Here is a 19,560-nt window from a genome sequence, read left to right as displayed (position 1 = left end):
ATCGCCAACCGCACCGACTTCGATCTGACGACGCACGCCGCTGCATCCGGCAAGGACCTGTCGTACTTCGACCAGGCCGCGAACACGCGCTGGACGCCGTTCGTGATCGAGCCCGCGTTCGGTCTCACCCGGGCGCTGATGGCGTTCCTCGTCGACGCGTTCGCGGAGGACGAGGCGCCGAACACCAAGGGCGGCGTGGACAAGCGGACCGTGCTGCGGCTCGACCCGCGGCTGTCGCCGGTGAAGGCGGCGGTGCTGCCGCTCAGCCGGAACGAGCAGCTGTCCCCGCTCGCGAAGCAGGTCGCGGCGGACCTGCGCCGGGAGTGGAACGTCGAGTTCGACGACGCGGGCGCGATCGGCCGCCGGTACCGCCGGCAGGACGAGATCGGCACGCCGTTCTGCATCACGGTCGACTTCGACTCGCTCGAGGACCAGGCGGTCACGGTCCGCGGGCGCGACACCATGCAGCAGGAGCGCGTCTCGCTCGACCGGCTGCACGGCTACCTCGCCTCCGCGCTGATCGGGTCCTGACGGAGCCGGTCTCGGCGGTCGCCGCGGCGCTGCCGGGTCGCGCGGCGATCCGGCAGCGGTGGAGCGACGCCGTCTTCCTCCACTGGCGCGTCGATCCGACGCAGGTCGCACCCTGGCTGCCTCGCGGCACGCGGCCGGACACGACGCCGGACGGGGCGACCTGGGTGGGGCTGATCCCGTTCCGGCTCGAGCGCACCGCGTTCCCGCCGCTGCCGGTCGTCCCGTGGCTCGGCACCTTCCTCGAGACGAACGTGCGCCTGTACGCGGTCGACGACGCCGGTCGGCGCAGCGTCGTGTTCCGCAGCCTCGACGCGGCGCACCTGCTGCCGGTGCTCGCCGCCCGGATCGCGATCGGGCTGCCGTACAGGTGGGCGCGGATGCGGGGCGAGCGGATCGGGTCGACCTACCGCTACGCCTCCGAGCGGCTCGAGGGCGCCTCCCGGCCGCGCACCCGGATCGCCGTGCGGCGGACCGACGAGCGCGTCGACGGCGACGCGACCGCGGACTTCCTCACCGCCCGCTGGGCGATGCACGTGGGCCGGGGTACCCAGACGACCTACTGGCGCAACGAGCACGAGCCCTGGCCGCTGCTCCGCGGCGAGCTGCTCGAGCTGGACGACGAGCTGCTCGCGGATGCCGGGTTCCCCGGGCTGGCGGACCGCGCGCCCGACTCCGTGCTCGTCTCGCCCGGCGTCGTCACCCGATTCGCCGGACCGACGCTCGTCCGAGCGGAGTCCGGAGGAGGAGGCGTGCGGGAGGGGGCGGTGAGCACGTGACGACGGAGCGCTGGGACGTCCTCGTGGTCGGGGCCGGGCCCGCCGGCTCGACCGCCGCCCGCGCGGCAGCGGAGCGGGGCGCACGCGTGCTGCTGCTCGACGGCGCCCGGTTCCCCCGGTACAAGACCTGCGGCGGCGGGATGATCGGCGCCTCCCTCGCGCTCCTGCCGCCGACGGCGCTCGCGACGATCGAGCGGACGGTCTCGACGGCGACGTTCTCCCTCCGCGGCGGCCCGCCGCGGCGGATCCGCTCGACCCGGCCGTTCCTCTCCCTCGTCCGCCGGGAGGTGCTCGACCAGGCGCTCGTCGACGCCGCGGTGGCGGCGGGCGCCGACTTCCAGGACCGCACCCGGGTCACCGCGCTGCACGAGGTCGACGGCGGCGTCGAGGTCACCCTGCCGGGCGGCACCGTCCTCGCGGACGTCGTCGTCGGCGCGGACGGCTCGTCCGGGGTCGTCGGCCGGTACGTCGGCGTCCGCATCGCGCGCAGCGACCTCGGGCTGGAGGTGGAGCTCGCGGGCGCCGACCCCGCCTGGGCGGACCGCGTGCACCTCGACTGGGGCGCCGACGCCGGGACGTACGGCTGGGTGTTCCCGAAGGGGGACCGGCTGACGGTCGGCGTGATCCAGCGCAAGGGGGAGGGGGCGGCGACCCGCGCCTATCTCGCCCGGCTCCTCGACGGACTCGGCCTCGCGGACCGCGAGCGCCTCCACGACTCCGGCCACCTCACCCGCTGGCGGGAGCCCGGCTCGCCCGTGCGGAGGGGCCGGGTGCTGGTGGCGGGTGACGCGGCCGGCCTGCTCGAGCCGCTGACGCGCGAGGGGATCTCCTTCGCGCTGCGCTCGGGGCTCGCCGCAGGTGCGGCCGCGGCCGCGGGAGCCGAGGCCCTCGCGGACTACGAGTCGTCCGTCGCGGACGAGCTGGAGCCGGAGCAGCGGTCGGGTGCCCGCCTGCTCAGCGTGCTCGAGCGGGCGCCGGGGCTGGCGCACCTCGCGGTGACCAGGACCGGTGCCGGCGCGAGCCGCTTCGTCCGCTTCAGCCGCGGCGAGGTGGGGCTGTCGCTGCGGGGGCGGTGAGGAGCGACCGGACGCCGCGCGGTACCTCATCGGGACCAAGCGGTACCAGCTCGCCTCGCGCACCGAGGCGCACGAGCGTGCCTTCCTCGAGCTGTGCAGCCTGCTGCAGCAGACGCTCCATCTCGCGGATCGCGCCGGACGGTGTGAAGCATCGAGCGCACATCAGCGGCGTGAGTAGGTCGACGAGTTCCGCGCTGTCGCGGACACCGACCGAGCCGATCTCAGCGATGTCGGAGACGCCGCCTGTGATGCACCCGATGAACGTCCGTGGGTGTCCGCCTCCGTGCGCGCGGCCGCGCAGCGGTGTCCACATCGGTTCGCAGGGGAGGGGCGGTCCATCCACCGAGGTTCGATCGGGCGCGCCGACGATGTGTACGCGAGGCAGGACGCGGCGCAACGAGGGGTCGGCTGCGGCTCGCTCGATGAGTTCGGTCGTGATCACCGGTGGCCGGATCCTCGGGACGTGCATTCCTTCCTTCCCGGCACGGGCAGGTGCAGGTTAGGAGGGCGGTCCGACACCGACCGTGTCACAAGCGCCTACGCAACCGTGTGCGGCTCGAACCCGCATCTGCGGCTCGGGCCCGAGCCGCAGATGCGCGTCTCGGCCGCAGATGCCGCGCGCCACGCAGCTGGCGCGCTCAGCCCGTGATGTCCGCGACCGTCGCGTCGAGGGCCGACAGCAGCGCCGCCGCGTCGACGAAGGCGCTGAACCCGTGTGCGCCCGCACCCATCGCGATGCGCCCCGCGATGCGCTCGTCCGCGAAGACCGGCCACGCGGTCGAGCTGCCGAGCGGCGTGATCGTCCCGCGCTCGTAGCCCGTCGCCGCCAGCGCCTCCTCCGCGCTCGGCAGCCGCAGCTTGTTGACGCCGACCGCGGCGCGCAGCCGCGCCCACGCGATCTGCCGGTCGCCGGGCACGAGCGCGAACAGGAACGTGCCGTCGCTGCGCGCGACGACCAGCGACTTCACGATGGAGGAGGGCTCCAGCCCGAGCAGCGCAGCCGCCCCCTCGAGCGAGTCCGCGGCGGGCCGCTCCACCAGCTCGACCTCGAGGCCGAGCGCGTCGGCCGCCTCCGTCACGCGCTCGCTGCCCACGCCTCCACGCTAACGGGGCCGTCCGCTGCGGATCGTCCGGTGCGCACATCCCGTCGAGCAGCGCAGGGCCCCGTCAGGCTCGCCGTCCGTGAGATCGGTTCCGGGAATGCGGCGGCGGGAGGCGCGGTTCGCGCAGAGGTGACGGATCCCGTGAAGGTCGACATCTGGTCCGACGTCGCATGCCCCTGGTGCTACATCGGCAAGCGCAGGTTCGAGGCCGGCGCGGCCGCCGCGGGTGTCCCCGTCGAGGTCGAGTACCACTCGTTCGAGCTCTCGCCCGACACCCCGGTCGACTTCGAAGGCAGCGCCGCCGAGTTCCTTTCCGGGCACAAGGGGATCCCGGTCGAGCAGGCGAGGGCGATGACCGACCAGGTGTCGGCGATCGCCGCCGAGGTCGGCCTCGCCTACCACTACGAGGACATCCGGCACACGAGGACGCTGCTCGCCCACGAGCTGCTGCACCTCGCGAAGGCCCGGGGCAAGCAGCTGGAGGCCGCGGAGGCCCTGTTCAAGGCCTACTTCGTCGACGGCGGCCACATCGGGCACGTCGACGACCTCGTCGCGCTCGCCGGGTCGATCGGGATCGACGAGGCGGAGGCGCGGGCCGCGCTGATCGACCACCGGTACGCCGGCGACGTGCAGGCCGACCACGCGCAGGCCGTCGCGTACGGCATCCGGGGCGTCCCCTTCTTCGTCGTCGACGGGCGCTACGGCGTCTCCGGCGCGCAGTCGCCCGAGACCTTCGCCGGGGCCCTCACCCAGGTGGCGGCGGAGCAGGCGGCGGCGCGATGAGCGAGCTGCGGCCCATCGCGCTGACGATGCTGCCGGGCGCCGGCCCGGCCTGCGAGGGCGACGACTGCCTCCCGGCCGCCGACCTCGAGGCGCCCGCGCCCTCCTGACCAGGCCTCGCCACCTCCCGCGCCCGGCGCGCGGAATGAGGCACGACGCCGCGAGCCCTCGTGCGCGGCGGGCGGCTGTCGGCGGGTCGGCGAGAATGGGGGCGTGACCACGGCACTCGCGCCCGCGCCGGCACTGCGCATCGGGCCCCTCGACCTCGACGTGCCCGTCGTGCTCGCGCCGATGGCGGGCATCACGAACACCGCGTACCGGCGCCTCTGCGCCGAGTACGGCGCCGGCCTGTACGTCAGCGAGATGATCACGAGCCGCGCGCTCGTCGAGCGCACGCGCGAGTCGATGCGGCTGATCCGCTTCCACCCGTCCGAGTCGACGCGGTCCGTGCAGCTGTACGGCGTGGACCCCGCGACGGTCGAGGCGGCGGTGACGATGCTGCGGGAGGAGGACCGCGCCGACCACGTCGACCTGAACTTCGGCTGCCCGGTGCCCAAGGTGACGCGGAAGGGCGGCGGCTCGGCCCTGCCCTGGAAGCTCGACCTGTTCCGCGACATCGTCGAGCGCGCGGTGCGCGCGGCCGGTCCGCTGCCGCTCACGGTGAAGATGCGCAAGGGCATCGACGCGGACCACCTGACCTACCTCGAGGCCGGTCGCATCGCGGAGGGCGCCGGCGTCTCCTCCATCGCGCTGCACGCGCGCACGGCCGCCGAGTTCTACTCCGGGCACGCGGACTGGAGCGCGATCGCGAAGCTGAAGCAGACCGTGACGAGCGTGCCCGTGCTCGGCAACGGGGACATCTGGAGCGCCGACGACGCGCTGCGGATGATGGCGAAGACCGGCTGCGACGGCGTCGTCGTCGGCCGCGGGTGCCTCGGCAAGCCGTGGCTGTTCGGCGACCTGGCAGCCGCCTTCGGGAAGGGCGTCGCTCCCGAGCCGCCGAGCCTCGGCCAGGTGGCGGACGCGTTCCGCCGGCACGCGCAGCTGCTCGTCGAGTTCTTCGGCGACGACCCGGACGGCGGCGTGCACCGCGGCTGCCGCGACATCCGCAAGCACGTCGCCTGGTACTTCAAGGGGTACGGCGTCGGCGGGCAGCTGCGCGCGCAGCTGGCGCAGGTCGAGTCGCTCGCGCAGCTCGACGAGCTGCTCGCCCACCTCGACTCCGACCAGCCGTACCCGGGCGAGGCGGCGGAGGGGCAGCGCGGCCGAGCGGGCACGCCGAAGTCGCCCGCGCTGCCGGACCGCTGGCTCGAGTCCCGGTCGCTCGACGCGGCCGACCGGGCCGTCGTCGCAGGAGCCGAGCTGGACTCCAGCGGTGGGTGACACCGGCGACGCCGACCTCGGCTACGACGAGGCCGCCCGCGACCGGTGGCTGCCGGAGGAGCACTCCTCCCGCCGAAGCGACTTCGCCCGCGACCGCGCCCGCCTCCTCCACTCCGGCGCGCTGCGCCGGCTGGCCGCCAAGACGCAGGTGCTGTCGCCGACGCTCGGCCTCGACTTCGCCCGCACCCGGCTGACGCACTCGCTCGAGGTCGCCCAGGTCGGGCGCGAGCTCGCGGGCAACCTGGGCCTCGCCCCCGACGTGGTCGACACCGCCTGCCTCGCGCACGACCTCGGTCACCCGCCGTTCGGGCACAACGGCGAGCGGGCCCTCAACGAGTGGAGCGCCGACATCGGCGGCTTCGAGGGCAACGCGCAGTCCCTCCGGCTGCTCACCCGGCTCGAGCCGAAGGTGTTCGGGCCGGACGGCGCCGCCTACGGCCTCAACCTGACGCGCGCGAGCCTCGACGCCTCCGTGAAGTACCCGTGGGGCCCGGACGCGCCGGTCGGCGACCCGAGCGGCCGGCAGAAGTTCGGCCACTACCCGGAGGACGAGGCGGCGTTCGCGTGGCTGCGAGCGGGGGCGCCGGACCGGCGGCCGTGCATCGAGGCGCAGGTCATGGACCTCTCCGACGACATCGCCTACTCCGTGCACGACTTCGAGGACGCCGTGGTGGGCGGCTCCGTCGACCTCGCGGCCCTGCGCTCGAACGCGGCCTCCCGCAGCGTGGTGTCGGCGATGTGGGCGTGGGTGGGCGGGGAGTTCGATCAGGACGAGCTGGTCGAGGCGCTGCACCGCCTGCGCGCGACCGACGCGTGGATCACGGAGTGGGACGGCTCGCGCCGAGCGCATGGCGCGCTGAAGAACCTGACCAGCCAGCTGATCGGCCGGTTCTCGGGCGCGGCGACGGCCGCCACCCGGCGGGCGCACCCGAGCGGCGTCCTGGTCCGGTTCGGCGCCGACGTCGAGGTGCCGAGGGGCGTGCAGGCCGAGATCGCGGCGCTGAAGGGGATCGTCGCCGCCTTCGTGATGGCGCACGACACCCGCCGGCCCGTCTACCTGCAGCAGCGGGAGCTGCTGCAGGAGCTCGCGGACGCGCTGGTGGCCGGGCCGCAGCACCTCGACACCGCGTTCTCCGACGACTGGGCCGAGGCCTCGGACGACGCGGGCCGCAGGCGGGTCGTCGTCGACCAGGTGGCGAGCCTCACGGACCAGTCGGCCCTCGCCTGGCACGGCCGCCTGGTCCGATGAGCCGCCGCGCTCGGCGGCTGCCGACCGCGGAGCAGCTGCAGCTGGAGGGCGTCCTGCTCGCGGGCGGGCTCCGGGCGCTGCTCCTGCAGCTCGCGCACCCGGCCGTCGGGCACGGTGTCGCGCACCACAGCGACTTCGAGGCGGACCCGCTCGCGCGGCTGCGCGGCACCCTCCGGTTCGTCTACGTCGTCGCGGCGGGGGAGGAGGACCTCGTCCGCCGCGTCGCCCGGTCCGTCGGCGCGGCGCACCGGCCGGTGGTCAGCGGGGAGGACGCCGCGTTGGCGTACGACGCGCGCGACGCGGCGCTGCAGCTGTGGGTCGCGGCGACGATCCACGACACCGCGATCCGGATCGCCGAGTCGGTCTGGGGTCGGCTGCCCGACGCGCTCGCGGACGAGCTGCTCGAGCGGGACGGACGTCTCGCGACCGTGCTCGGGCTGCCGGAGGGGGCGTGGCCGCGCACCCGAGCAGGGTTCGACGAGGCGTTCGCCAGGGCCTCCGGGGACCTCGGGTTCGACGCCACGACGGTGCCGGTGGTCCGCGCCCTCGTGGCCGCCAGGTCGACGCCGGTGTGGCTTCGGGTGGCGATGCCGCTGCTGCTCCGTGCGACGCTGCCGACGCTGCCGACGCTGCCCGGCATCCGGCCCGCGCTGGATCCGCTGGTGCCCCGCTGGGTGCCCGACCTGCTGCCGGCCGCGCGGCGGCTCGCGCCGGCCGTCCGCCTCCTCCCGCCCGCCCTGCGCCGGCTGCCGGCCCGCCGCATCCTCGCGGCCGCCCGACGCGAGACCTGAGCTCGCGGATCCGGATGGTCTCGACGACACGCCGCGCCGGCGACTCCCGCAGCGACGTGTCGCGCGGGTGATCCGGATCCGCGTGAGGAATCCGGATCCGCGAGGGAGCGGAGGAGCCGCCGGGTGGGTTGTCCACAGGGGGCGCCCGTGTCCCCGGGCGAACCTAGAATCCTCCGAGTGGCGGGCCGCATCCGGAAGAGCGATGTGGACGAGGTCCGCAGCCGCACGGACGTCGCCGTCGTCATCGGCGAGCAGGTCGCGCTGAAGCCCGCGGGCGTCGGCTCGCTGAAGGGCCTCTGCCCCTTCCACGACGAGCGCAGCCCCAGCTTCACCGTCCGCCCGGCGGTCGGCCGCTACCACTGCTTCGGCTGCGGCGTCGACGGCGACGTGATCAGCTTCCTGATGGAGCTCGATCACCTATCGTTCGCGGACGCCGTCGAGTCCCTCGCGGCGCGCTTGAACTTCACGCTCACCTACGAGGACGGGCAGCCGCAGCAGGACGTCGCGAACCGCGTGCGCCTGCTGGAGGCGAACCGGCTCGCTGCGGAGTGGTTCGTCGCGCAGCTGCCCACGCCGGCGGCCGGGCCCGGGCAGCAGTTCCTCACCGAGCGGGGCTTCGACGAGCGCGCGGCCGCGCAGTTCGGGGTCGGCTGGGCGCCGAAGTCGTGGGACGCGCTGACGAAGCACCTGCGCGAGCGGGGCTTCACGGACACGGAGCTGTCGACGGCCGGCCTCGTGTCGAGCGGCGACCGGGGGGTCTACGACCGGTTCCGCGGGCGGCTCGTCTGGCCGATCCGCGACCTCACCGGCGCGACCGTCGGGTTCGGCGCGCGCCGCCTGCTGGAGGACGACCAGGGCCCGAAGTACCTGAACACCCCCGAGACGCCGATCTACCACAAGTCGCAGGTGCTGTACGGGCTCGATCTCGCGAAGCGCGACATCTCCCGCAGCGGCCGCGCGGTGATCGTCGAGGGCTACACCGACGTGATGGCCTGCCACCTCGCGGGCGTGCCGACCGCCATCGCGACCTGCGGCACCGCGTTCGGCGTCGAGCACATCAAGGTGCTGCGGCGGGTGCTCGGCGACGAGACCGGCTCGCACGGCGAGGTCGTGTTCACCTTCGACCCCGATGCCGCCGGGCAGAAGGCCGCGGTCCGCGCGTTCGCGGAGGAGCAGCGGTTCTCCGCCCGCACCTTCGTCGCGGTCGGCATCGACGGCCTCGACCCGAACGACCTGCGGGTGCAGCGGGGCGACGAGGCCGTCCGCGCGATGGTCGAGGCGAAGCGCCCGATGTTCGAGTACATGATCCGGCGGGTGCTCGACGCCCACGACCTCGACTCCGTGGAGGGCCGCTCCTCCGCCCTGCGGGAGGCGGCGCCGATCATCGCCGACATCCGCGACACGACCGTGCGGCCGGGCTACACGCGCGAGCTGGCGCGGTGGCTCGGCATGGACCTGCCGGAGGTGCAGCGCGCGGTGCAGCGCGGGCGCCGCGGCGAGCCGCGACGCGAGCCGGACCGTCGCGAGGCCGCGCGTGCGGAGCAGCAGGAGGCGCCGAAGCGTCCGCCTGCCTCCCTCCGCTCCCTGCCGGACGACCCGGCGACTCGGCTCGAGCGCGAGGCGCTGATGATGATCGTCCAGGTGCCGCACCTGGTCGGCGGCGACCTGATCCGCCGCTCGACCGAGGTCGGGTTCCACAACGCGACGCTCGCGATCGTCCGCGACGCGGTCGGCTCGCAGCTGGGGGCGCTGGGCGGCGCGGGCTGGCTCGAGCGCCTGGCCGCGGAGGTGCCGGAGTCGATCGCGCCGATCGTGGGCGAGCTGGCGTTCCTGCCGCTGCCCGTGCGGCCGAGCCAGGAGGAGCAGCTCGCGCGGACGGCGAAGGCGACCGTCGCGTCGCTGGTCGACCGGCACCTGCTGCGGCAGAAGGCGGACCTGGTCCGCCAGCTGCAGCGCACCGAGGGCGCCTCGGACACCGACCGCCTGCGCGAGCTGCGGCAGCGACTCGTCGGCGTCGAGGCGGAGCGCCGGGGCCTCCGCAGCGCCTGAGCGGGCCGCCGGGCGTCGCCGAGCGACGCGTCGGAAGCGCGACCTGAACCGGGCCGCCCCAGTTGTGGGGTGTCGCGGGGCCGCGGGGCCGTCGCCGTCCTAGGCTCCCGACCACTCGAGGGGGTGCGGATGGTCGACAGCGGTGCGGTCGTCGTGACGCGAGACCTGTCCGTGGGCTACCCCGGGCAGCCGCGGTTCGACGCCGTGCGCGGAGTCGACCTGCGCATCGCGCCCGGCGAGCTGGTCGGCGTGGTCGGCGAGACCGGCGCGGGCAAGTCCACCCTCGCCCGCGTGCTCGCGGGCCGCGCAGCCAGGCGCCCGGGGGAGCGCGGCCCCCGCGTCGTCGGCGGCTCCGTCTCCGTGCTCGGCATGCGGGCCGAGCGCCCGGGCCGCATCGCGAGCCGGTTCCTCGGCGCCCAGGTCGGCTTCCTGCCGCAGGACGCCGGGCGGAACCTCCCGGCCGGGCTCACCGTCGTCGAGACCGTCACGCAGCCGCTCCTCGAGCGCGACCGGCGCTTCGACCGCCGCGACGCGGGCATGCGGGCCGCGGAGCTGCTCGACGCCGTGCAGCTGCCGCTCGCGATCATGGACCGCTACCCGTGGGAGCTCTCCGCCGGCCAGCGTCAGCGGGTCGCGATCGCGCGCTCCCTGATCCTGCAGCCGATGCTGTGGATCGCGGACGAGCCCACCTCCAGCGTCGACGTCGCCACCCGCGGCCCCGTGCTCGACACCCTGCTCGAGCTGCAGGCCGAGCGCGTCTTCTCCGCGCTGATCGTGAGCCACGACGCGGCCGTGATGCACCGCACCACCCAGCGGGTCGTCGTGCTGCACCGCGGCGTGCTGATCGCCGACGGCCCCGCCGCGCAGGTGCTCGAGGACCCGGACCACCCGTACGTGCGCGGCCTGCGCGACGACTACTTCCTCCGCACCGGCGTCATCGCGCTGCCCGCCGCGCACTGAGCGGAGGCGAACCGGCTCCCGAGCACTTCGGCAGGACTTCCAGAGCACTCGAGCAGGAATCCCGGAGCACGACGGCAGGAAGAATCCGCTTCAGCAGGAAAAGGTTGCCCGATTCTTCCTGCCGTCGGGAATTCCTCCTGCTGAAGCGCTCTCGGATCCGCGCTGCAGGACGCGGCGGCGGAGATCGTCGCGGGCGGCGTGCTGCCGGCAGCCACCCGACCGCTCGACTGAGCGCCCCGACACGGCCGTCGGTCGAGGCGGCCGCCGCCGGTTGGGCTACACTCTCCAGGCCGCGGTGATCGCTCGCCGCCGATCCTCGATAGCTCAATTGGCAGAGCAGCCGGCTGTTAACCGGCAGGTTATAGGTTCGAGTCCTATTCGGGGAGCCGCAGTGCTGGAGCCCGGCTGATCGCCTCGATCGGCCGGGCTTCGGCGTTCTCCTCCGGTGCCGCGACGACTCCGCATGCGCGCAGGGGCAGGATCGTCGCATGATCGTCGCGGAGTACACGATGCCCGGCCTGCACGTGCGGGACCACGAGGTGACCGTGCCGCTCGACTGGTCCTCGCCCGACGACGGCGCGACCATCACGGTGTTCGCCCGGGAGCTGACGGCTGCGCACCGGCGCCACGAGGACCTGCCTCTGATCGTCTTCCTGCAGGGCGGTCCCGGCGGGAAGTCGCCGCGGCCGGTCGACGCGTCCGGGTGGGTCGGCGTCCTGCTCGAGCGGCATCGGGTCGTCCTGCTCGATCAGCGCGGCACCGGCCGCAGCACCCGGCTCGACGCCGCGCGCATGGCGTCCTTCGCGACCGCGGAGGAGGGCGCTGCGTACCTCGCCCGCTTCCGCGCCGACTCGATCGTCCGCGACGCCGAGCACCTGCGGACCACCGTCTACGGCGGTCGGCGGTGGTCGACGTTCGGGCAGAGCTACGGCGGGTGGATCACGCTCGAGTACCTGTCGACGGCGCCGGAGGGCCTGGCGGCATCCATGATCACGGGCGGGCTGCCGTCTCTCCACCCGGACGCGGCCGACCTCTACCGTCGCACCTACCCGCGGGCGCTCGCGAAGAACCGCCGGTACGAGCAGCGCTACCCCGGTGACACGGCGGTGATCGCGCGCGTCGCGGACCTGCTCACGGAGCGCGATGTGCGCCTGCCGGACGGCGACCGGCTGACGGTGCGGCGGTTCCAGATGCTCGGCGGCCGCTTCGGCATGCAGCACGGCTTCGAGGACCTGCACTGGCTGCTCGACACCGCGTGGGGGAGCGACGGCGGTCTGTCCGACGCGTTCCTCGCCGCGGCGCAGCACGCCACCTCCTTCGCGGACGACCCGCTGTGGGCGGCGCTGCAGGAGGCGGCCGAGTACACCGACGACACCTCCGGAGCCACGCGATGGGCGGTGCAGGCCGAGCACGAGCGGCAGCCCGGGTTCGCGGAGTCCGCGCGACCCCTCCGCTTCACCGGCGAGATGTTCTTCCCGTGGATGTTCCAGGAGATCCGGCTGCTGCGGCCCTTCGGGCCGGCGGTGGAGGTGCTGCAGCAGCGGTCGGACTGGCCCGCCCGCTACGACCACGCCCGGCTGGCCGCGAACGAGGTGCCGGTCGCCGCGGCGGTGTACTTCGACGACCTCTACGTCGACGCGGACCTGCAGCTGCAGACCGCGAGCGAGGTCGCGAACCTCACCACCTGGGTCACCGACGAGTGGGAGCACGACGGCATCGCCGCGAGCGGCGGCGAGGTCGTGCGGCACCTGCTGCGGATGCTCGACGAGCGGGTCGGCCCGCGCCGGTAGGCCGTCGGCTCAGTCCAGCAGCTCCGGCAGCGCGCGCTCGAGGCCCACGACCTCGAGCCGCCAGTCCGGCCGGCGGAACGCGTCGCGGTCGAGGCGAACGCGCTGCTCGACCTCCGCCTCCCCGGGCCGCTTCACCACGCGGCTGCGGCCGTTGTCCTCGTAGCCGAGCGCGCGGGACACCCCGAGCGAGGACCGGTTCCACTGCGCGGCGCTCGACTCGGCGACGTCCGCGCCCAGGTGGTCGAACGCGAACAGCAGGGTCGCCGCCCGCATCTCCTTGCCGATGCCGAGCCCCTGCTGCGCGCGGGTCAGCCAGGACCCGGTCGTCACGGTCCGGCGCGTCGACAGCCGGTGGGCCGAGACGTCCTGGATGCCGATCGGCACGCCGTCCAGCAGCACCGTGAAGCTGAGGTCCCACGTGCCCGGCTGGACCCGCGACCGCTTGCCCCACTGGTACGCGACGAACGAGCGCCGCAGCTCCTCCGGCGCGGCATCCGTCCACGGCACGCCGAACGGCATCACGGCCGGGTCGTGGATGCCGGCGCTCACCGCGTCGAGCAGGCCGGGGAGGTCCTCGTCCCGCACGACGCGGAGGCGGAGGTTCGGGCTCCGCAGCTCGAGCCCGAACAGCGGCCACGCGTCGTCGATCCCCACGTGCAGAGGCTACGGAGTGCCGCCGCCCGGCGCCTCCCGGACGGATGCGACGCGTGCGCCTGCCGGGTCCTCGTGCCACCGGTTCGTATGATCGCTCGCATGCCGAGCCTCCCGCCGATCGCGTGGCTCGCCATCGCCTGCGGCCTGCTGGGCGCCGCCGTGGCCCTGCTCGTGCTCGGGCGCGTCGCCGCCCGCCGCCTCCGCGCCGAGCGGCGCAGGAACGCGGAGCGGGACCGCGAGCTGGCGCGCCTGCGGCTCGCCGTCGCCGACCAGGGCGGGCGCCTCCGCATCATCCGCGAGCTGCACGACGTAGCCGTGCACCGCGTCTCCGGGATCGTCGCCCAGGCCGACGGCGCGCGCTACGCGGGCGGCACCGACCCCTCCGCCGCGGTCCGCGCCGCGCACACCATCGCCGAGACGGGCCGCACGACCCTCGCGGACATGCGCCGGGTCATGACGCTCGTGCGCGAGAGCGAGGCGGAGGCGGGGCCCCAGCCCCGGCTGACCACGACGCGGGAGCTGTTCAAGACGATGCGGGACGCCGGTCTGCACGTCGTCGTCGTGGAGCACGGCGAGGCGTACGACCTGAATTCGGGCGCCGAGCTCGCGGTGTACCGGATCCTGCAGGAGGCGCTGTCCAACTCGCTGAAGCACGGCGGGGACGGCACGGAGGTGCAGGTCGTCTTCAGCTGGACCGCCGTGGGCCTCGCGGTGCAGATCGACGACAACGGGTTCCGCAACGCGGTCCTGCTGCGCGGCCTCTCGCCCGACGACACCGCGGCCGAGCTCGCCTACGGCGTCGAGGACGACCTGCGGTCCCTGACCCAGGTGCTCGCGGGTCCCGGCATCCAGGAGATGCGGGCGAGGACCGAGCTCTTCGGCGGCACGCTGACCGCGACGGAGACGCCCGGCGTCGGCTTCTCGATCAGCGCGACGTTCCCCTCCATCCGCTTCCACAACGGCGTGCACGGCGTGGACCTCTCCCGCCGCTGACGGCGCTGCGGGTGCTGCTCCTGGACGTCGATCCGGAGACGTGCCGCGGATCCGGATGGACCGGGCGACACGCCGTGCACCGCGCTCGCGATGCGGCGTGTCGCGAAGACGATCCGGATCCGCGACAGAGATCCGGATCCGCGAAACGGAGGCCTCAGGCGAGCAGGTGCGCCCGGTCGGGGTGCTCGTCGAACCACTGCGCCACGTACCAGCACGTCGGCCGGATCGTGCGGCCAGCGGCCTCCGCCTCCGCGACGGCGTGCGCGGTGATCTCGCCCGCGTACCCGCGACCGCGGAACGGCGGGTTCGTGAACGTGCGGGTCATCGAGATCACGGTGCCCGCGACGGCGTAGTCGAGGGAGGTGACGACCTCGCCGTCGATCCGCCCCAGGTAGCGCTGCCGCACCACGTCGTGCTCGAACTCCACGGTTCACGCCTCCAAGTCGTCGACCCCTGGGGTCCACTCGTTGCCGGGCCTGCCCCACCGGTTCCCGCTGATCGCCTTCCTCGCCCGGCGCTGGTGCAGGAAGTCGAGCCGGTCGACGTAGAGCACCCCGTCGAGGTGGTCGGTCTCATGCTGCAGGATCCGGGCGAACCAGCCGCTCGCATCCAGCCCGAACGGCTTCCCGTCCAGGTCGACGGCCTCGAGTCGCGCGCGCAGCGAGCGACGGAGGGGGAAGCGCTCGCCCGGTACGGAGAGGCAGCCCTCGCTGTCCGCGTCGTCGTCCGGCTCGCCGATCGGCGTCGGCGTGATCCACAGCGTCGGGTTGATCGCGACGCCGCGCTGCGGACCCGCCGGGTCGTGGTCGTACCCGTACACGAACAGCCGCAGCGGCACTCCGACCTGCGGGCCCGCGAGCCCGACCCCCGGCGCGGCGTCCATCGTCTCGAACATGTCCGCGACCAGCGTGCGCAGCGCGTCGTCGAACTCGGTCACGGGCGCCGCGGGGGTGTGCAGGACGGGGTCCCCGGTGATGCGGATCGGCAGCACGGTCAAGCGTCGGTCCTCCGTGCCCCGCTCGCGAAACAGGGGCCTCATCAGCGTAGCGGGGCCTCCCTCCGCGGTCGGGCCGCTATCGTTCGGCGCGTGCCGCCCCTCCTCGACGTCCATCTGGGCGACCACGTGCTGAACACGGCGCAGGCGGTGGGCATCCCGATCGCGCTGATCGGGGCCGTGTTCCTGTCGTTCGGCGCGCAGTTCCAGTCGCGCGGCGTCAAGCAGGTGGAGGCGCGGCGCGCGACCGAGGGGACCGAGCTGGGCTCGTCCGAGCTGGTGCGGCTGCTGCGCACCCGCTCGTGGCTGCTCGGCACCGTGCTGCTCGGGCTCGCGATCCTGCTGCAGCTGACGAGCCTCCGCTTCGCCCCGCTGATCGTGGTGCAGCCGCTCGGGGCGATCGCGCTGGTCGTCACGGCGATCCTCAACGCGCGGATGAACCACATCCACCTGAGCCGCAAGGTCGTCCGGGCGATCGCGCTGTGCATCGGCGGCGTCGCGGTCTTCGTGACCATCGCGGCGTTCGTCGGCAAGGACACCTCGATCTCGGACGACGACCTGCGCACGATCCTGGTGCTGCTGGCGATCGTGCTGATCGCGATCGGCACGCTCTACGCGATCTTCCGCAGCCGGATGACCCCGATCGCCTACATCGTCGGCGCCGGCGTGCTCTACGGCTTCGTCGCGACGATGGCCAAGACGGTGATCAACCGCCTGATCCAGGGGCAGTTCGACTGGTTCACGCTGCTCTGCGGCCTCGGGCTGGCGCTCGCGGGCCTCGGCGGCTTCTACCTGGTGCAGACGGCGTACTCCGTCGGGCCGCCGGACCTCGTCATCGCCGGGCTCACGGTCGTGGACCCGATCGTCGCCGTCGGGATCGGCGTGCTCGTGCTCGGGGAGGCGGCGAGCGCGCCGTGGTGGGCCGGTCCCGCGTTCCTCGTGACCGGCGGCGTCGCCGTGTTCGGCGTCTTCCAGCTGTCCCGCTACCACCCCGAGGTCGCAGCGCGGGAGTCGGAGCACGCGCCCTGAGGGCGCGCCGTCGCAGCCACGCGGCCGCCGGACGCGCATGCGCTACCGTCGGATCGCCCCCTTCCCGGGGGTGCACCCCGCCTGAGGAGAACCCGCCATCAGCGATCCGACGGAGGACAGCGCGCTGCCGCCCTTCACCATGCTCATGGGGGGCGACACGTTCGCCCCCGACGTGAACGGGGCCGCCAGCTTCCAGGTGCGGCTCGCGGCCGGCATCGCGTCGCGCGGGCACGACGTGCACATCATCGCCCAGACCCACAAGGGCATGAAGCAGGGCGCGTACCGCGAGGAGCACCTGGGCCAGATGCTCACCGTGCACCGCCTGAACAGCTTCCGCTGGCCGCTGCACGACTGGCTGCGCGCCGTCTACCCGTGGCGCATCCACCACAACGCGGCGAGGATCATCGACGAGGTCCGCCCGGACGTGTCGCACATGAACTCCCACATGCTGATCGGCCGCGGCATCACGACCGAGTCGTACAAGCGCGGCATCCGGGTCGTGGCGACGAATCACTTCATGCCCGAGAACCTGATCGAGCACACCCCCTTCCCGAAGCTCACCTGGCCGCTCATCACCTGGCTGGCGTGGAAGGACTGCACCCGGCTGTACCGGAAGGCGGCCGCGCTCACGACGCCGACGAAGCGCGCCGCGGAGTACCTCGAGTCCCGCACCGGCCTGCGGCACGTGCACGCGATCTCCTGCGGCATCCGGATGAGCGACTACGCGCCCGACTTCGAGACCAAGCCGGACAACCGCATCGTCTTCGTCGGCCGCATCACCGGGGAGAAGATGCTGCCCGATCTCGTGGAGGCGGTCGCCCGCATCCCGAAGGACCTGCACGCCCAGCTCGACCTGGTCGGCGAGGGCGACATCCGCAGGCAGCTGGAGCAGCAGGCGCAGCGCCTCGGCATCGGCGACCAGGTCCACTTCCCGGGCCGCGTCAGCGATGCGGACCTGCGGGCGATCCTCAGCCGCGCGACCGTCTTCGCGATGCCGTCGACCGCGGAGCTGCAGTCGATCGCCACGATGGAGGGGATGGCCAGCGGCCTTCCCGTCGTCGCCGCGGACGCGATGGCGCTGCCGCACCTCGTGAAGGACGGCGAGAACGGCTACCTGTTCCCGCCGCGCGACGTCGCCGCGCTCGCCGACCGGCTCGAGCGCGTGCTGCGCATGCCGCAGGACGAGCGCGAGGTCATGCAGCGCGCCTCCCTCCGGCTGCTCGAGCCGCACGACATCGACACGACGATCACGATCTTCGAGCGGCTGTACCGGGGCGAGGAGGTCACCGATCCGGAGACCGACGTGCCCCCGCTGTCCGCCAAGGTCCGCGAGCAGTTCCGCTCCCTCGCCCGGCGCGCGAAGAGCGCCATCACGGATTGACCGCCCGGCGCCGCCGAAGGATCCTCCCCGCCGTCCTCGCGGTCGGGCTGCTGCTCGCGGGCTGCAGCGCGGAGGGAGCCGGCACCGCCGGGGCGACCGCGCCGATCGCGGGCGCGACCGTCTCGCCCACGCTCAGCCCGACGCCGACGCCTCCCACCGTCGCGGAGCGCGCGGCCGCGATCGTCGCGCGGATGTCCCGCAGCGAGCGCGCCGGGCAGGCGCTGATGACGGCCGGCACGGTGTCGCAGCTGCCGGGGCTCGCACCCGCCGTGCGGCGGTACCACCTCGCGGGCGTCATGGTCCGCGGGCGCAGCGGCGCGGGCACCGCCGCGGTCGCGAAGGCGTTCCGTCCGGTGCGCTCGGCCGCGCCGGAGGGGCTGCCGCTGCTGACCGCGACCGACCAGGAGGGCGGCCTCGTCCAGGTGCTGAGCGGACCGGGCTTCTCCACGATCCCCAGGGCGACGGTGCAGGGCGGGCTCCCGCTGCGCACGATGCGGGCGGACGCGAGGACGTGGGGCACGCAGCTCGCGAAGGCGGGCGTCCGGCTCGACCTGGCGCCCGTGGCGGACGTCCCGTGCGCCTCGACGCTGCACGACAACCCGCCGATCGCGGGCCTCGATCGGCAGTACTCCTCCGATCCCGGGCACGCCGGCGAGCACGTCGCCGCGTTCGTCGCCGGCATGCGCTCGGCGGGGGTCGCGACCGCCGTGAAGCACTTCCCGGGGCTCGGCTGCGTACGAGCGAACACCGACACGTCGCGGCGGGTCGTCGACAGCGTCACGACGGCGTCGTCGGTGCGGCTGAAGGCCTTCGCGGCGGGCATCGACGGCGGTACCGCCTTCGTCATGATGTCGAGCGCGGAGTACTCGCGGATCGACCCGGGCACGCCGGCCCTGTTCTCGTCGAGGATCATCCGCGGGCTGCTGCGCGAGCGGCTCGGCTTCGACGGCGTGGTGATGTCCGACGACGTCGGCGGCGCGCGGGCCGTGGCGAGGTGGACGCCCGGGCAGCGCGCGGTGCGGTTCGTCCGCGCGGGCGGCGACCTGCTGCTCGACGTCGCGCCGGCCGACATCGGCCCGATGCACGGGGCCCTCGTCGACCAGGCGGGTCGCAGCCCGGCGTTCGACGCGCAGCTGACCGCGGCGGCGGAGCGGGTCGTGGCCGCCCGACTCGCGCTGCCCGCCTCCTGACCCGCTCCGCGGTCCTCGCGCCGGTCCGATACCGCGGACCTGCCGCTTTCCGCACCGTCTGCGGGGTGTCGCGTGCCGGAAGCGGCAAGCGCGCGCCTCCGAACGCCCGCGCCCTCGCGGACATGCGCGTCCGCGGCGGCGCCTCCGCGCCTCGCGGATCAGCGGAGGAAGTCCGCGACCCGTCCGCCGAGCGCCCGCAGGGCGTCCGGCGTCCTGGTCACATCGAGCGTCGCCCCGGGCAGGAGGTCGTGCAGCAGCTGCGCCGTCGAGACCGGGTGACCCGGGTCGTCGATCCACGGCCGCAGCAGCACCGGCACCGTGATCGCCGGCAGCACCGCGGAGGGAGGCAGATCGCTCACCGCGGCGCCGCGGAACACGGAGGGGAGCAGTGCCTCCGCCACGTCCGGCGCGGCCGGCGGCGGGAAGCCACCCGCCTCCAGCAGCGGCAGGGTCCCGAGCGCCTGCATCGCCCGCACCAGCGTCTCGAGCCCCTGGTCCTCCACCAGATCGGCCATCTGCCGGTAGACGTCGCCCTGGGCCTCGCGGGTCGACCACGCGGTCGGCGGGATCACGAGGGCGAGCCGGCGGAACCGCTCCGGTCGCAGCGTCGCGGCGTGCAGCAGCGTGCCGACGCCCATGGAGACGCCGATCGCGTCGACCGGCCGGTCCGGCGAGACGACGTCGAGCAGGGCGAGCAGGTCCTCCGCCAGGCGTGGCCAGCGGTAGTCCTCGGGCACGGGACGACCGGTCGAGCACCCGTGGCCGCGCGCGTCGTAGCGGACGAGCCGCCGACCGGAGTGCGCGACCGCGGCCCAGCCGAAGTACCCGCCG

Annotated in this window: 20 protein-coding genes and 1 tRNA gene; 15 read left to right on the top strand and 6 right to left on the bottom strand. The window is 74.2% G+C overall.

Annotated elements, in window-relative coordinates:
• The 3 genes from ACFE60_RS09500 to ACFE60_RS09490 form a co-directional block, all read left to right on the top strand.
• On the top strand, positions 1–531 hold a 531-nt coding region (locus ACFE60_RS09500; RefSeq protein WP_375388611.1), incomplete at its 5' end, for a His/Gly/Thr/Pro-type tRNA ligase C-terminal domain-containing protein.
• Positions 528–1,307: a YqjF family protein gene (locus tag ACFE60_RS09495; RefSeq protein WP_375388612.1), complete on the top strand. Its 780-nt coding sequence runs from the start codon at positions 528–530 to the stop codon at positions 1,305–1,307. The genes ACFE60_RS09500 and ACFE60_RS09495, both read left to right, overlap by 4 nt.
• Positions 1,304–2,383 (top strand): geranylgeranyl reductase family protein, encoded by a 1,080-nt coding sequence (locus ACFE60_RS09490; RefSeq protein WP_375388610.1) that lies wholly within the window; start codon positions 1,304–1,306, stop codon positions 2,381–2,383. The genes ACFE60_RS09495 and ACFE60_RS09490 overlap by 4 nt, the downstream gene beginning before the upstream one ends.
• Here the strand turns inward: ACFE60_RS09490 and ACFE60_RS09485 are convergent.
• Entirely contained in the window at positions 2,343–2,825 is a 483-nt protein-coding gene (locus ACFE60_RS09485; RefSeq protein ID WP_375388609.1) for a hypothetical protein, read from the bottom strand. The two genes, ACFE60_RS09490 and ACFE60_RS09485, sit on opposite strands and share 41 nt — an antisense overlap.
• A gap of 196 nt (positions 2,826–3,021) precedes the next feature.
• Complete coding sequence (locus tag ACFE60_RS09480; RefSeq protein WP_375388608.1) at positions 3,022–3,477, bottom strand: aminoacyl-tRNA deacylase; 456 nt, start codon at positions 3,475–3,477, stop codon at positions 3,022–3,024.
• Positions 3,478–3,615: 138 nt separating this feature from the next.
• Between ACFE60_RS09480 and ACFE60_RS09475 the strand changes: the two genes are divergently transcribed.
• The 8 genes from ACFE60_RS09475 to ACFE60_RS09440 all read left to right on the top strand — a co-directional run bounded on the left by ACFE60_RS09475 (position 3,616) and on the right by ACFE60_RS09440 (position 12,488).
• A complete protein-coding gene (locus ACFE60_RS09475; protein WP_375388607.1) occupies positions 3,616–4,269 on the top strand; it encodes a DsbA family protein in 654 nt (217 codons plus the stop codon).
• Between the two features lie 210 nt (positions 4,270–4,479).
• Positions 4,480–5,649 (top strand): tRNA dihydrouridine synthase DusB, encoded by a 1,170-nt coding sequence (gene dusB, locus ACFE60_RS09470; protein ID WP_375388606.1) that lies wholly within the window; start codon positions 4,480–4,482, stop codon positions 5,647–5,649.
• Positions 5,642–6,898, top strand: a complete 1,257-nt coding sequence (locus ACFE60_RS09465; RefSeq protein WP_375388605.1) for a deoxyguanosinetriphosphate triphosphohydrolase — start codon at positions 5,642–5,644, stop codon at positions 6,896–6,898. The genes dusB and ACFE60_RS09465 overlap by 8 nt, the downstream gene beginning before the upstream one ends.
• Positions 6,895–7,689, top strand: a complete 795-nt coding sequence (locus ACFE60_RS09460; protein ID WP_375388604.1) for an oxygenase MpaB family protein — start codon at positions 6,895–6,897, stop codon at positions 7,687–7,689. The genes ACFE60_RS09465 and ACFE60_RS09460 overlap by 4 nt, the downstream gene beginning before the upstream one ends.
• Positions 7,690–7,866: 177 nt before the next feature.
• Entirely contained in the window at positions 7,867–9,738 is a 1,872-nt protein-coding gene (dnaG, locus tag ACFE60_RS09455) for a DNA primase (RefSeq protein WP_375388603.1), read from the top strand.
• Between the two features lie 129 nt (positions 9,739–9,867).
• Positions 9,868–10,698, top strand: a complete 831-nt coding sequence (locus ACFE60_RS09450; protein ID WP_375388602.1) for an ATP-binding cassette domain-containing protein — start codon at positions 9,868–9,870, stop codon at positions 10,696–10,698.
• Positions 10,699–11,011: 313 nt separating this feature from the next.
• Positions 11,012–11,084, top strand: a tRNA-Asn gene (locus ACFE60_RS09445).
• Positions 11,085–11,186: 102 nt separating this feature from the next.
• Positions 11,187–12,488, top strand: a complete 1,302-nt coding sequence (locus ACFE60_RS09440) for an alpha/beta fold hydrolase (RefSeq protein WP_375388601.1) — start codon at positions 11,187–11,189, stop codon at positions 12,486–12,488.
• A 9-nt stretch (positions 12,489–12,497) separates the two neighbouring features.
• Here the strand turns inward: ACFE60_RS09440 and ACFE60_RS09435 are convergent, their stop codons facing one another.
• A complete protein-coding gene (locus tag ACFE60_RS09435; RefSeq protein WP_375388600.1) occupies positions 12,498–13,142 on the bottom strand; it encodes a GNAT family N-acetyltransferase in 645 nt (214 codons plus the stop codon).
• A 99-nt stretch (positions 13,143–13,241) separates the two neighbouring features.
• On the opposite strand from ACFE60_RS09435, the gene ACFE60_RS09430 reads away from it, so the two are divergent.
• Positions 13,242–14,135, top strand: a complete 894-nt coding sequence (locus tag ACFE60_RS09430) for a sensor histidine kinase (protein WP_375388599.1) — start codon at positions 13,242–13,244, stop codon at positions 14,133–14,135.
• A 154-nt stretch (positions 14,136–14,289) separates the two neighbouring features.
• On the opposite strand, the gene ACFE60_RS09425 is transcribed toward ACFE60_RS09430, so the two are convergent.
• Positions 14,290–14,562, bottom strand: coding sequence for a GNAT family N-acetyltransferase (locus ACFE60_RS09425; RefSeq protein WP_375388598.1), 273 nt, complete (start codon positions 14,560–14,562; stop codon positions 14,290–14,292).
• A 3-nt stretch (positions 14,563–14,565) separates the two neighbouring features.
• On the bottom strand, positions 14,566–15,132 hold the full coding sequence (gene def, locus ACFE60_RS09420) for a peptide deformylase (RefSeq protein WP_375388597.1): 567 nt from the start codon (positions 15,130–15,132) through the stop codon (positions 14,566–14,568).
• A 90-nt stretch (positions 15,133–15,222) separates the two neighbouring features.
• Here def and ACFE60_RS09415 point away from each other — a divergent pair, with 90 nt between their 5' ends.
• The 3 genes from ACFE60_RS09415 (at position 15,223) to ACFE60_RS09405 (ending at position 18,729) form a co-directional block, all read left to right on the top strand.
• Positions 15,223–16,158 (top strand): DMT family transporter, encoded by a 936-nt coding sequence (locus tag ACFE60_RS09415; protein WP_375388596.1) that lies wholly within the window; start codon positions 15,223–15,225, stop codon positions 16,156–16,158.
• 145 nt (positions 16,159–16,303) lie between these two features.
• The gene (locus ACFE60_RS09410) at positions 16,304–17,539 is read left to right on the top strand and encodes a glycosyltransferase (RefSeq protein WP_375388595.1); all 1,236 of its coding nucleotides are present in this window, start codon (positions 16,304–16,306) and stop codon (positions 17,537–17,539) included.
• Positions 17,536–18,729: a glycoside hydrolase family 3 N-terminal domain-containing protein gene (locus tag ACFE60_RS09405; RefSeq protein WP_375388594.1), complete on the top strand. Its 1,194-nt coding sequence runs from the start codon at positions 17,536–17,538 to the stop codon at positions 18,727–18,729. Before ACFE60_RS09410 ends, ACFE60_RS09405 begins: the two co-directional genes overlap by 4 nt.
• 158 nt (positions 18,730–18,887) lie before the next feature.
• Here the strand turns inward: ACFE60_RS09405 and ACFE60_RS09400 are convergent.
• Positions 18,888–19,560 (bottom strand): alpha/beta fold hydrolase (locus ACFE60_RS09400; protein ID WP_375388593.1); only part of this gene is annotated, 673 nt, incomplete at its 5' end.

The organism is uncultured Amnibacterium sp., from assembly GCF_964245895.1.
GTDB lineage: Bacteria > Actinomycetota > Actinomycetes > Actinomycetales > Microbacteriaceae > Amnibacterium.
This window is presented reverse-complemented; position numbering and strand designations above follow the sequence as displayed.

What these genes read in the sequence shown, in the direction of transcription:
- ACFE60_RS09460 (WP_375388604.1), top strand. Translation starts at nt 6,895, where the DNA reads ATGAGCCGCCGCGCTCGGCGGCTGCCGACCGCGGAGCAGCTGCAGCTG.
- ACFE60_RS09410 (WP_375388595.1), top strand. Translation starts at nt 16,304, where the DNA reads ATGGGGGGCGACACGTTCGCCCCCGACGTGAACGGGGCCGCCAGCTTC.
- ACFE60_RS09450 (WP_375388602.1), top strand. Translation starts at nt 9,868, where the DNA reads ATGGTCGACAGCGGTGCGGTCGTCGTGACGCGAGACCTGTCCGTGGGC.
- ACFE60_RS09440 (WP_375388601.1), top strand. Translation starts at nt 11,187, where the DNA reads ATGATCGTCGCGGAGTACACGATGCCCGGCCTGCACGTGCGGGACCAC.
- ACFE60_RS09430 (WP_375388599.1), top strand. Translation starts at nt 13,242, where the DNA reads ATGCCGAGCCTCCCGCCGATCGCGTGGCTCGCCATCGCCTGCGGCCTG.